Annotated in this window: 10 protein-coding genes; 5 read left to right on the top strand and 5 right to left on the bottom strand. The window is 69.5% G+C overall.

Going from position 1 to position 12545, the window contains the following annotated elements; genetic code table 11:
* Positions 1 to 9: 9 nt before the first annotated feature.
* On the bottom strand, positions 10 to 2355 hold the full coding sequence (locus ACIP4X_RS08125) for a transglycosylase domain-containing protein (RefSeq protein WP_401347304.1): 2346 nt from the start codon (positions 2353 to 2355) through the stop codon (positions 10 to 12).
* 337 nt (positions 2356 to 2692) lie between these two features.
* Here ACIP4X_RS08125 and ACIP4X_RS08130 point away from each other — a divergent pair, with 337 nt between their 5' ends.
* Genes ACIP4X_RS08130 through ACIP4X_RS08140 form a run of 3 tightly spaced genes read left to right on the top strand, consistent with a single transcriptional unit; the run spans position 2693 to position 6242 of the window.
* Positions 2693 to 3217 (top strand): PadR family transcriptional regulator, encoded by a 525-nt coding sequence (locus ACIP4X_RS08130; protein WP_358728809.1) that lies wholly within the window; start codon positions 2693 to 2695, stop codon positions 3215 to 3217.
* Complete coding sequence (locus ACIP4X_RS08135) at positions 3214 to 3903, top strand: ABC transporter ATP-binding protein (RefSeq protein ID WP_358728807.1); 690 nt, start codon at positions 3214 to 3216, stop codon at positions 3901 to 3903. Before ACIP4X_RS08130 ends, ACIP4X_RS08135 begins: the two co-directional genes overlap by 4 nt.
* Positions 3900 to 6242, top strand: coding sequence for an ABC transporter permease (locus tag ACIP4X_RS08140; RefSeq protein ID WP_401347308.1), 2343 nt, complete (start codon positions 3900 to 3902; stop codon positions 6240 to 6242). Before ACIP4X_RS08135 ends, ACIP4X_RS08140 begins: the two co-directional genes overlap by 4 nt.
* 40 nt (positions 6243 to 6282) lie before the next feature.
* Here the strand turns inward: ACIP4X_RS08140 and ACIP4X_RS08145 are convergent, their stop codons facing one another.
* Positions 6283 to 7242 (bottom strand): LysR substrate-binding domain-containing protein, encoded by a 960-nt coding sequence (locus ACIP4X_RS08145; protein ID WP_401347311.1) that lies wholly within the window; start codon positions 7240 to 7242, stop codon positions 6283 to 6285.
* A gap of 133 nt (positions 7243 to 7375) precedes the next feature.
* Here ACIP4X_RS08145 and ACIP4X_RS08150 point away from each other — a divergent pair, with 133 nt between their 5' ends.
* Positions 7376 to 7930 carry a peroxiredoxin gene (locus ACIP4X_RS08150; protein WP_225075362.1) on the top strand — a complete coding sequence of 185 codons (555 nt, stop codon included), beginning with the start codon at positions 7376 to 7378 and terminating at the stop codon, positions 7928 to 7930.
* Positions 7931 to 7934: 4 nt separating this feature from the next.
* Positions 7935 to 8468, top strand: coding sequence for an alkyl hydroperoxide reductase (locus tag ACIP4X_RS08155; protein WP_100571946.1), 534 nt, complete (start codon positions 7935 to 7937; stop codon positions 8466 to 8468).
* Positions 8469 to 8524: 56 nt separating this feature from the next.
* On the opposite strand, the gene ACIP4X_RS08160 is transcribed toward ACIP4X_RS08155, so the two are convergent.
* The 3 genes from ACIP4X_RS08160 to ACIP4X_RS08170 all read right to left on the bottom strand — a co-directional run bounded on the left by ACIP4X_RS08160 (position 8525) and on the right by ACIP4X_RS08170 (position 12478).
* Positions 8525 to 9904: an AI-2E family transporter gene (locus tag ACIP4X_RS08160; RefSeq protein ID WP_358728802.1), complete on the bottom strand. Its 1380-nt coding sequence runs from the start codon at positions 9902 to 9904 to the stop codon at positions 8525 to 8527.
* Positions 9905 to 10036: 132 nt separating this feature from the next.
* Entirely contained in the window at positions 10037 to 10750 is a 714-nt protein-coding gene (locus ACIP4X_RS08165) for a transglycosylase SLT domain-containing protein (protein ID WP_358728800.1), read from the bottom strand.
* 402 nt (positions 10751 to 11152) lie between these two features.
* The gene (locus tag ACIP4X_RS08170) at positions 11153 to 12478 is read right to left on the bottom strand and encodes a PhoH family protein (protein WP_358728798.1); all 1326 of its coding nucleotides are present in this window, start codon (positions 12476 to 12478) and stop codon (positions 11153 to 11155) included.
* Between the last annotated feature and the right edge of the window lie 67 nt (positions 12479 to 12545).

A 12545-nucleotide genomic window follows, 5' to 3' on the forward strand; every position in this document is an offset into this window, starting at 1 on the left:
GCATGCCGCTCACTGGTCGTTGCCGTTGGGGAGGAGCGGGTTGTCGCTGAGGCCGTCCGTCGGCTCTCTGCTCGACGACGGGTCGCTCGGTGTCTGCGACGGCGTCTGGCTCGGTGTCTGCGACGGCGTCTCGCTGGGTGTGTCGCTGGGCGACTCGGACACCGTGGGCGCGGTGGTGGTGGGCGTCTCGGACGGAGTCTCGCTCGGCGACTCGGTGACCGTCGGGGACGTGGACGGCTCCACGGCGGCACCCTGCTTGGTGTCCAGGTCGAACTTGGTGACGTCGCCCATCACGCCGAACGTGTACTCGGCCCAGATCCTCGCGGGCGGCCCACCGCCGTTGACGCGCGGCTCGCCGAGCGCCCCGTACAGCGGAACGTGCTGGCCGTTCTTGGCCAGATCCTCGCCGAACAGGCCGACCGAGGTGACCAGGCCCGGCGTGTAGCCGGTGAACCAGGCCGACTTGTTCTTGTCGGACGTACCCGTCTTGCCCGCGACCTGCTGGCCGTTGCGCTGCGGATTGTCCTGCACCGACCTCTTGGCCGTACCGTCGTCGACCACGCCGGTCAGCACCGAGGTGACCGTGTCGGCGGCCTCGCGGCTGATGACCTGCTCGCCGATCGGGTCGGCCATCTTGACCGTGCGGTCCTTCTGCTCGGCCGACTTGACGATGGTCGGGGTGACCTTCCTGCCGTGGTTGTCGAGGGTGGCGTAGATCCCGGCCATCTCCAGCGGGCTGGCGCCCATGGAGCCCAGCGTCTGGGCCGGCACCGCCTGCATGCCCTTGGTGTCCATGCCGAGCTTGCCGGCGACCTTCATCACGTTGTCCATGCCCACGTCGACGCCCATCTGCGCGAAGACGGAGTTGACGGACTGGTTCATGGCCTTCTGGACCGTGATGTTCCCGTAGTTCTGGTCGTCCTCGTTGGGCGGGCCGAAGCCGACCTTGGTGCCGTTGTCCACGACCTGGCGGCCGCTGGTGCCGTCGTAGACGGTGTTCGCCCTGATCGGCCGACCGTCCTGGGTCCTGGAGTCGTCCTCCAGCGCCGCGGCCAGGATCACCGGCTTGAAGGTGGAGGCCGGCTGGTAGTCCCGCCGGGTCGCGTTGCTGAAGTAGTGCTTCAGGTAGTCCTGGCCGCCGTACAGGGCGACGACGTGCCCGGTCTTCGGGTCGACGGAGACGGCGCCGGCCTGGACGGTCTTGTCCACCGGTCGCTGCTTGGCGTCCAGCTTGCTGGTGAGCTGGGCCTTGACCGCCTCCTCCAGCGCGGTCTGCTTCTTCTTGTCGATGTTCAGGGTGATGTTCCAGCCCTGGCCCTCGACCGCTCGCTCCGCCTGGGCCTGGGTCAGGTCCTGGTCCTTCATCAGCTGCTGTTCGAGCTGCTGGTTGGCCAGCGCGATCAGGTAGCCCTTCTGACCGTCACGTCCGGGAGCGGGCCTGGGCTCCTTGGGCACGGGGAACTTCATGGTCTGCCGCTTGCCGGCGTTCAGCCAGTCCTGCTTGACCATGTTGTCCAGCACGTAGTTCCAGCGCTGCTGCGCGAGCCGCTTGCCGGTGTCGCTCGCGACGGCCCAGTCGTACTGGCTCGGGGCCTGCATCAGGGCGGCGAGGTAAGCGCCCTGCTGGACGGAGAGGTCCTTGGCGTCGACGCGGTAGTAGGCCTGCGCGGCGGCCTGGATGCCGTAGGCGCCCCGGCCGTAGTAGCTGGTGTTGATGTACCCGGCGAGGATGTCGTCCTTCGACATCCGCTGGTCCACCTTCAGCGAGATGACCAGTTCCTTCAGCTTGCGCGTGACGGTCTGGTCCTGGTTGAGGTAGAAGTTCTTGACGTACTGCTGGGTGATCGTCGATCCGCCCTGCGCACCCTTGCCGCTCAGCGTGTTGAGCAGACCGCGGGCGGTGCCCTTCAGATCGACGCCGTTGTCGCTGTAAAACGTCTTGTTCTCGGCCGCGACGAAGCAGTGCTGGACCGCCTTGGGCACCTTGGACAGGTCCACCATCTCGCGGTTGACCTCGCCGGTACGGGCCAGGACCGAGCCGTCGCTGAACTTGTAGACGTTGCTCTGGAGCTGCGCGTCGGGGTTGCCCTCCGGCACGTCCACGACCAGGTACAGCACGATGAAGGCACCCATGCCCAGCAGGCAGACGCCAAGGAAGGAGCCGAGGATCTTCTTCCAGGTGAACAGCCGGCGTATGCCGCCCTTCCCCTTGGCCGGGCGGGCGGCGGCCCTGCGCGCCGCGGCCCTGCCGCCGCCCTCGGGTGCTATGCCGGCCGCCGGTGTCCCGGACGAGCGCTGGGGCGCCGCGCGGCGGCCACCACGCTGTCGCGCTCGTCTCTCTTCCGCTCGTCCCATGGGTCCGTACGCTCCGCTTCCGTCTCGGCTGTCACTCAGATGCGTGGTCCAGGTCAGCTCAGAAAGCTAACACCGCTGCCTATGACAAAGCCCCACTGATCCGCCCCGTCACGGACGTGACAATCAGCACCTGTCCCTCTGGAACCGACGTTCCAGGGGCGCCAAGGGTTGCCGTCGAGCGATGAAGTATTGCCATCCCGATGGACGGAAACCGTGATCGCCGGCCTCGTAGCGGAACCGTGACAATCCCCTCCCACCTGCGTAATCGCCCCTTCCGTGGCGCCGCGGACACGCGGTGTATACATGCCGCGTATACACCCTGTGTAGAGTCATCGGCATGTCCATCGGTCACACACTCCTGGGACTCCTTGAGTCCGGCCCGCGTCACGGTTACGACCTGAAGCGGGCCTTCGACGAGAAGTTCGGTCACGACCGGCCGCTGCACTACGGCCAGGTCTACTCGACGATGTCCCGGCTCCTGAAGAACGGACTCGTCGAGGTCGACGGGATCGAGGCGGGCGAGGGCCCCGAGCGCAAGCGGTACGCGATCACCGAGGCCGGCGTCACCGACGTCGAGCGGTGGCTCGCCACTCCGGAGAAGCCGGAGCTGTACCTGCAGTCGACGCTCTACACCAAGGTCGTCCTGGCGCTGCTCACCCACCGCGACGCCGCCGACGTCCTCGACACCCAGCGCGCCGAGCACCTGCGCAGCATGCGGATCCTGACCGAGCGCAAGCGCAAGGGGGATCTCGCCGACCAGCTCATCTGCGACCACGCCCTGTTCCACCTCGAGGCCGACCTGCGCTGGCTGGAGCTCACCGCGGCCCGTCTCGACAAGCTCCGAGAGGCGGTGGCCCGATGACCCCTCCCGCCGGCTCCCTGCTGACCGCCGAGAATCTGCACAAGGCCTACGGCCCGACCACCGCCCTGGACGGCGCCGGGTTCTCCATCCACGCCGGCGAGGTCGTCGCCGTGATGGGTCCCTCCGGCTCCGGCAAGTCCACGCTGCTGCACTGCCTCGCCGGGATCGTCACCCCCGACTCGGGTTCGATCACCTACGACGGCCGTGAGCTGTCGGCCATGAACGACGCCCAGCGCAGTGCGCTCAGGCGCTCGGAGTTCGGCTTCGTCTTCCAGTTCGGCCAGCTGGTGCCCGAGCTGACGTGCGTGGAGAACGTGGCCCTGCCGCTCCGGCTGAACGGCACCTCCCGCAAGGAGGCCGAGCGGGCGGCGCTGGAGTGGATGCGCCGCCTTGAGGTCGACGACCTGCGCAAGAAGCGCCCCGGCGAGGTCTCCGGCGGCCAGGGCCAGCGCGTCGCGGTGGCCCGGGCCCTGGTCACCGACCCGCGCGTGCTGTTCGCCGACGAGCCGACCGGCGCACTGGACTCGCTCAACGGCGAGCGTGTGATGGAACTGCTCACGGAGGCCGCCCGGTCGTCCAACGCTGCGGTCGTCCTCGTCACCCACGAGGCACGGGTCGCCGCGTACTCCGACCGCGAGATCGTCGTACGCGACGGCAAGTCCCGGGACATGGAGCGCGTCGTATGAGCGTCGTGCGTCAGTGGGCCCGCGACCTGAGCATGGGGGCCAGGTTCGCGTTCACGGGGGGACGCGAGGGATGGCTCCGGGTCGTGCTCACGGCGGTCGGTGTCGGGCTCGGCGTGGCACTGCTGCTGCTCACGACCGCGATACCGAGCGCGCTGTCGGTACGGCACGAGCGGAGCGAGGCCCGCGAGGACTACACCTACAGCCAGAACCCCCCGGCGAAGGCCGACGACACCCTGGTGATCGCGGACGTCGACACGACGTACCACGACAAGGAGGTGCGCGGACGGCTGGTGGAGCCCGAGGGGCCGCGGGCGCCGCTTCCCCCGGGAGTGGCCGCCTACCCGAAGCCGGGCGAGATGGTGGTCTCCCCCGCGCTCAGGGAACTCCTCGACTCCGGCTCCGGAAGGCTGCTGCGGCAGCGGCTGCCGTACCGCGTGGCCGGCACGATCGCCGAGAGCGGACTCATCGGCTCCCGCGAACTGGCCTACTACGCGGGTGTGGAGAACCTGGCGCCGCGCATCAACGGCTGGCAGGTGGCCCGGATCACCGAGTACGGCAGCCCGCAGCGGACGGAGCGCTCGGACCCGGTGCTGCTGCTGCTCGTGATGGTCGTCTTCGTGGCACTGCTGATGCCGGTGGCCGTGTTCATCGCCGCGGCCGTGCGGTTCGGCGGCGAGCAGCGTGACCGCAGGCTGGCCGCGCTCCGGCTGGTCGGCTCCGACAGCAGGATGACCCGCCGCATCGCGGCCGGCGAGGCGATGGCGGGCTCGTTGCTCGGGCTGGTCTTCGGCACGGTCTTCTTCCTGATCGGCCGTCAGGCCGCCGGGTCCGTCGAGGTCGTCGGCATCAGCGTCTTCCCCAGCTACCTGAACCCCTCCCCCTGGCTGGCCGGGCTGGTCGCGGTCGCGGTGCCGTCCGCGGCGGTGCTGGTCACCGTGCTGGCGCTGCGCGGAGTGGTCATCGAGCCGCTGGGCGTGGTGCGCACGGCGAAGCCCGCGCGGCGCCGGCTGTGGTGGCGGCTGCTGCTTCCCGTCGTGGGGCTGGGGATGCTCTACCCGATGTTCGGCCAGGGCCGTGGCAACGGGGACTTCAACCAGTACCTGGTGATCGGCGGCGTGACCCTGCTGCTGATCGGGGTGACCGCGCTGCTGCCGTGGGCCGTGGAGACGGTCGTCGGCCGGCTCGGCGGCGGTGGAGTGGCCTGGCAACTGGCGGTACGGAGGCTCCAGTTGAGCAGCGGTACGGCGGCACGGCTGGTCAGTGGCATCGCGGTCGCGGTGGCCGGGGCGATCGCGCTCCAGATGCTTTTCGCCGGGGTGCAGGGCGACTACACCAAGGACTCCGGAAAGAACCTCTCCCGGGCCCAGATGGAGGTGAGCGCGCCGCGGGGCGCCGCGCTCACCGGGACCGCCGAGAAGTTCTCGGCCACGAAGGGCGTGCTGAAGGCGACCGCGCTGTCCCAGGGATCAGTCGCTGAAAGGTCCTGGAAGACCGAGGACGAATCCAGTGTCTCGGCCTCGGTGACGATCGGCGACTGCGCCTCCCTGCGCGAGGTGGCGAGCATGTCCTCCTGCCACGACGGAGACGTCTTCGCCCTCAGCGGCAGCCAGTTCGACGCCGACACCGCGAAGCTGGCCAGGCCCGGCCGCGAGCTGTACTTGGACACCTCCACGGGTGTGAGGCACAACGCGGACATCCCGTGGACCGTCCCTGACACCCTCAAGACCGCCCGCTCGATCGAGGACCCGGGGGGAGAAAGGCGCGGCGGCCTGCTGATGACCCCGGCCGCTGTGCCCCCGCCGGTGGCCGCGGTGGTCGGGGGAAGGGTCTATCTGTCGGTCGACCGGTCGGTGCGGGACGTGGGCGAGTACGTGCGCAACACGGCGGCGGCGGTCGACCCGATGACGAACGCGTACGTGTGGGTGGCCAGTGAGGAGTCGAAGAAGTTCGCCTCCATCCGCACCGGCCTGTTCGTCGGCGCGACCTGTGTGCTGCTGCTGATCGGGGCGAGCCTGCTGGTGTCGCAGCTGGAGCAGCTGCGGGAACGGAAGAAACTGCTGTCGGCGCTGGTCGCGTTCGGCACCCGGCGGCGCACGCTGAGCCTGTCGGTGCTGTGGCAGACGGCGATCCCGGTCATGCTCGGCCTGCTGCTGGCCGCGGCGGTCGGGATGACGCTGGGAGCGGTGCTGCTGAAGATGACGAACACCACGGTGGCCGTGCACTGGCCGAGCGTGCTGGCGATGACCGGCATGGGCGCGGGAGTCGTCCTCGCGGTCACCCTGCTCAGCCTTCCGCCACTGCTGCGCCTGATGCGCCCCGAGGGCCTGCGCACGGAGTGACCACCGGGCTGCGACCGGGACCGGGCCCCGCACCCGGGGCTCAGTCCCGGTCGCCGTCCAGCACCCGCACCGGGAGGGGCCGCAGGTCCGCGCGCAGGGCGGCGGCCAGTTCCCGGTACTCGGCGGCGCGGGCCGCGCCGCCGCGCATGGCCAGGGCGATGCGGCGGGAGGGGGCGGGGTCGGCGAAGCGGCCGGTGAGGAGCCGGCTGTTGCGGGACGTCTCGACCGTGAGGGCGGTGCGGGGCAGCAGGGTGCAGCCGAGGCCGCCGGCGACGAGCTGGACGAGGGTGGACAGGCCCGCGGCGGTCGTCGACACCGGCGCGTTCTCGCGCCCGGCCTCGCGGCAGATGTCGAGTGCCTGGTCGCGCAGGCAGTGCCCCTCGTCGAGCAGCAGCAGATTGAGCTCCTTCAGGGCCTCGCGCGGTATGCCCGCTCGGCCGCCGAGCCGGTGGCCTAGCGGGGTCACCAGGACGAAGTCCTCGTCGAACAGGGGGAGTTCGACGACGCCGGGCACAGCGAGAGGTACCGCGAGGAGCAGCAGGTCGAGCCGTCCGGCGGCGAGCCCGTCCAGCAGGCTGGCGGTCTGCTCCTCGTGGACCTGGAGGTCGAGGTCGGGGTAGCGGTCGTGGACGAGCCGCAGCACGCTGGGCAGCAGATAGGGCGCGACGGTGGGGATGACGCCGAGCCGCAGTACGCCGGTGAAGGGCGCCCGGACGGCCTCGGCCTCCTCCAGCAGGGCGCCGACCTCGTCGAGCACGACCCTGGTCCGGACGGCGAGCCGCTCGCCGGCCGGTGAGAGCAGCACCTTGCGCGTCGTACGCTCCAGCAGCGTGACACCCAGTGCCGTCTCCAGTGAGGAGACGGCCCCGGAGAGGGCCGGCTGGCTCATGCCGATCGCCGCGGCGGCGTCCCGGAAATGCAGATGCTCCGCGACGGCGGCGAAGGCACGCAACTGGGAGAGGGTAGGCTGCCTGCGCTTTCCGGGATTACCCACGGTCACTGATAACTACCTCCGATCAACCCGACCGAGTGTAGCTATTTCTGCAATCAATGCACCGTGTGCCAACATCAGCATCGTCCAACCCATGGGAAACGCCAGCACGACCGGTGTTTCCTCGCTGCAAGGAGAGCGCGTGCTCACTGTCGGTGACAAGTTCCCCGAGTTCGAACTGACCGCCTGCGTCTCGCTGGAGAAGGGCAAGGAGTTCGAGACGATCGACCACAAGACCTACGAGGGCAAGTGGAAGGTCGTCTTCGCCTGGCCCAAGGACTTCACCTTCGTGTGCCCCACCGAGATCGCCGCCTTCGGGAAGCTGAACGACGAGTTCGCCGACCGCGACGCCCAGGTCCTCGGCTTCTCCGGCGACTCCGAGTTCGTCCACCACGCCTGGCGCAAGGACCACGACGACCTGCGTGACCTGCCGTTCCCGATGATGGCGGACTCCAAGCACGAGCTGATGCGCGACCTCGGCATCGAGGGCGAGGACGGCTTCGCCAAGCGCGCGGTCTTCATCGTGGACCAGAACAACGAGATCCAGTTCTCCATGGTGACGGCGGGCTCGGTCGGCCGTAACCCCAAGGAGGTCCTGCGGGTCCTGGACGCCCTCCAGACGGACGAGCTGTGCCCCTGCAACTGGACCAAGGGCGACGAGACCCTCGACCCGGTCGCGCTGCTGGCGGGTGAGTGACCCCATGTCCCTGGACTCCCTGAAGTCCGCCGTCCCGGACTACGCCAAGGACCTGAAGCTCAACCTGGGCTCGGTCATCGGCAACAGCGACCTGCCCGCGCAGCAGCTGTGGGGCACGGTGCTGGCGACGGCGATCGCCTCACGCTCGCCGATCGTCCTGCGTGAGCTGGAGCCGGAGGCGAAGGCGAACCTGTCGCCGGAGGCGTACACCGCGGCGAAGGCCGCGGCGGCCGTCATGGCGATGAACAACGTCTTCTACCGCACCCGCCACCTCCTGTCCGACCAGGAGTACGGCACCCTGCGGGCCGGTCTGCGGATGAACGTCATCGGCAACCCCGGTGTCGACAAGGTCGACTTCGAGCTGTGGTCCTTCGCCGTCTCCGCCATCAACGGCTGCGGCATGTGCCTCGACTCCCACGAGCAGGTCCTGCGGAAGGCCGGCGTGGAGCGCGAGGTCGTCCAGGAGGCGTTCAAGATCGCCGCGGTGGTCCAGGCCGTCGCGACGACCCTCGACGCGGAAGCGGCTCTCGCGCAGTAACGCGTACCGCACGGCCGAACCCCGTCCACCTCTGAGGTGGGCGGGGTTCGCCGGTTTCAGCTCGGTTCGGAACCGCCCGGTTCGTGACTCCCTGAGCCGGACGCCGCGGTGGCCGGCTGCGCGGGAGCCGCCGCGGGCACCCGTGCCTGACGCCGCTCCTGTTCCCGTGAGTAGGCCCGCAGATACCCGACCACCGTGTTCGTCACGGCGACCAGTGGCACCGCCACCACCGCGCCGCCGATCCCCGCGATCAGCCCGCCCGCGGCGACCGAGAGGACCACCGCCAGCGGGTGGACCCGCACGGCGCGGCCGAGGATGAACGGCTGCAGCACATGGCCTTCGAGCTGCTGTACCGCCAGCACCACCACCAGGACCATCACCGCGGTGAAGACTCCCTGGGTGACCAGGGCCACGACCACCGCCAGCGCGCCCGACATCACGGCGCCCACCAGCGGGATGAAGGCGAACAGGAAGATGAAGACGGCCAGCGGCACGGCCATCGGCACATTGAGGAAGTAGATCCCGAGGCCGATGAAGATCGCGTCGATCAGCGCCACGATCACCGTGCCGCGCACGTACGCGGTCAGGGTGCGCCAGGCACGCGGGCCGGCACCGGCCACGCCCGGACGCGCCGCCGCCGGCACCAGCTTCAGCGTCCACTCCCAGATGCGCCGGCCGTCGTACAGCAGGAACAGCGTGGAGAAGACCGTCAGCAGGATCCCGGTCAGCGCCTCCACGATCACCGTCACGCCCTGGAGGCCGGCCGAGGTGATCTGGTCGGTGTTGGCGCCGATCGCGTCCCGCAGGTTCTTCGCTATCTGGTTGATCTGCTTGTCGGTGACATGGAAGGGGCTGTCCAGCAGCCACTTGCGGAGCTGGTCGATGCCGTCCTGGATCTGGCTGGAGAGCGTGTCGATGTTCTCCATGACCTGCCAGGTCACGAACCACCCGATCAGCCCCATGATGACGAAGCCGAGGATCGCGGTGAGCGCGGTGGCGGGCCCGCGCGGCAGCCCGTGCCGCCGCAGCCAGGCCACCGCCGGCTGGAGCAGCGCCGTGATGAGCAGCGCGGTCACGAACGCCAGCACCACCAACTGGATGGCGCTGATGGCGCGCATCAGCACCCACACGGTGCCCGCGAGCACCAGCACCCGCCAGCCGGCCTCCGCGGCCACCCGCACGCCCCACGGCACCGCCTGGGCGGGATCGGGCCGGGTCACGGTAGCGGTCGTCGTGTCCGGCACGGGCTGGACGTCCACGTCCATGCCCACATCCACGCCCACGTCCGGCTCCGGCCGGGCGTGGTCGGTGGCGTCCATGGGGTCGGCGTGGCCGGTGTGGACCTTCTCCACCTCGGCGCGGCGTTCGTCCAACCGCTCACCCATCTCGGTGAGTCCGGCGCCCAGCCTGCCGAGCCACCCTGGCACTCGCGACATGATCCGTCCTCTTCCCCCGTCTTTCCCCACCACTCCCCCCTGGAGCCGTCCGGTCCGACCGTACAGGGCAACAGCCCCTCCCCCTAAGACGGGGAGGGGCTGCGCGGAGGTTGAGTGCGGCGGTGATCCGGCTCAGTACCAGTGGTTGGCCTGCCAGAAGTTCCACGCGTCGCAGGGGCTGCCGTAGCGGCCGTTCATGTAGTTCAGGCCCCACTTGATCTGGGTGGCCGGGTTGGTCTGCCAGTCGGCGCCCACGGAGGACATCTTGGAGCCGGGCAGCGCCTGGAACAGGCCGTACGCGCCGGAGGAGGGGTTGACCGCCCGGTAGTTCCAGCTCGACTCGTGGTTCACGATGTTGCTGAAGCACTGGAACTGGCCGGCGGGCACCATGGAGCTCGCCATGGCCTGGATCTGCGCGACCGTGTACGAGGCCTGCACCGGGAAGCTGGAGACGTCGCGGCTCGCGGCACGGCTGGCCGCCGCCTTGAGCTCCTCACGCTCCTTGGCTTCCTTCTCGGCCTTCTCCGCCTCCGCCTTCTTGGCGATCGCCGTCTGGGCGGCGGCCTTGCGGGCGGCCTGTTCGGCCTCCTTCTTGGCGCTCGCGTCCGCGGCGATGGCCTGGGCGTCGGCCTGCTGCGCCAGGGAGGCGGTCTGCACCTGGGCCTGCTGACCGACGGGTATGTCCGCGAGAAGCGTCGCGTCGGCTGCCATCGCCTCGGCGTCGTTGTTCTGCGCGGTGCTGCCCGTGGCAACGCCGACGACGCTTCCGACAGCGGTGACCGCGGTGGCGGAGGCCACTGCGAATCCCCGGACCGAGATCCGGCTCACACGGTTTCCTTCCAGCATCGCCCGCTTCGGTGACCCTGGCGGACGCAATCGTGCCCCTGACACTGGCCTCCCAACTGCGCGGTCACGGGAGGCGCGGGCCCGGTGGGCAACTCCCGCGAGGGGAGCGCCGCGTGGTGCTCGGGCGGCATACGACGACGCTATGGAGTTGAAAGCGCGTGGTTTCAGGTGTGCCATACCGCTGGCGGTACAGATGTGTCGTATGCGGGGCCTGACAGGAGTGAGACTCTGCCGTAACCCAACACCGCAAGGCAATTCCGAGTTGCGTGTGAAAGCTCACACCTCGTTCGGCCCAGGGGATTTCCCCGAACACCCGCGAACACGGACGCCGCCCGGCTAGGCTCAGGCCTTTGCCGGGCGGCGCCAACTCCCGCACCACTCTTCCGGAGTGGGCGATTTTGATCAGATGTGCCCGTCCTCCAGCATTTCGGTCACAAGGGCCGCGATCTGGGACCTCTCGGACCGGGTCAGCGTCACGTGCGCGAAGAGCGGATGACCCTTCAGCTTCTCCACGACGGCCACGACACCGTCGTAGCGGCCGACCCGCAGGTTGTCCCGCTGCGCCACGTCATGGGTCAGAACCACCCGCGAATTGGCCCCGATCCGGGACAGAACGGTCAGCAGGACGTTCCGCTCCAGCGACTGCGCCTCGTCCACGATCACGAACGCGTCGTGCAGCGAGCGCCCGCGGATGTGGGTGAGCGGCAGCACCTCCAGCATCCCGCGCGCGGTGACCTCCTCGATGACCTCCCGGGACGTGACCGCCGACAGCGTGTCGAAGACCGCCTGCGCCCACGGGTTCATCTTCTCCGCCTCGGAGCCCGGCAGATAGCCGAGCTCCTGGCCGCCGACGGCGTACAGCGGACGGAAGACCATCACCTTCTGGTGCTGACGGCGCTCAAGGACCGCCTCCAGACCCGCGCACAGCGCCAGCGCCGACTTGCCGGTGCCGGCCCGGCCGCCCATCGACACGATCCCGACGTCCGGGTCGAGCAGCAGGTCCAGGGCGATCCGCTGCTCCGCGCTGCGCCCCTTGATGCCGAACGCCTCCCGGTCGCCGCGCACCAGCCGCACCCCTCCCTCGGGTGTGACGCGGCCCAGGGCCCTGCCCCGCTCGGACTGGATCGTCAGTCCGGTGTGCACGGGCAGTTCGGCCGCCTCCGGTACGTGGAGGTGACCTTCCTCGAAGAGAACGTCCACCTGTTCACCCGGCAGGGTGAGTTCGGACATTCCGGTCCAGCCGGAGGAGTCGGTGATGGCGAGTTCCGCGCGGTACTCCTCGGCCAGCAGGCCCACGGAGGACGCCTTGATGCGCAGCGGCAGGTCCTTCGAGACGACGGTGACGTCGTAGCCCTCCGCCTGGAGATTACGGGCGACCGCGAGGATGCGCGAGTCGTTGTCCCCCAGGCGGTAGCCGGTGGGCAGCACGCTGGGGTCCGAGTGGTTGAGCTCGACCCGGATCGTGCCGCCGAGGTCCCCGATCGGGATGGGGGCGTCGAGGCGGCCGTGCCGGACCCGGTAGTCGTCCAGCAGGCGCAGGGCCTGCCTGGCGAAGTAGCCGAGTTCGGGATGGTGCCGCTTGGCCTCCAGTTCCGTGACCACGACGATGGGGAGCACGACCTCGTGCTCGTCGAAGCGGGTCAGGGCGTTCGGGTCCGCCAGCAGGACGCTGGTGTCGAGGACGTAGGTGCGCCGGTCTGGCTTGTGGCGCTTTGTGCTGGTCACCACGGAAGGACGTACCCCCTCGGATGAGGTCGGGGAGCGACGAGGTGGAGGCCCTGCTGGGTGGGCGGGA

Source organism: Streptomyces sp. NPDC088817 (assembly GCF_044750345.1).
In the GTDB taxonomy this organism is placed as follows: Bacteria; Actinomycetota; Actinomycetes; order Streptomycetales; family Streptomycetaceae; genus Streptomyces.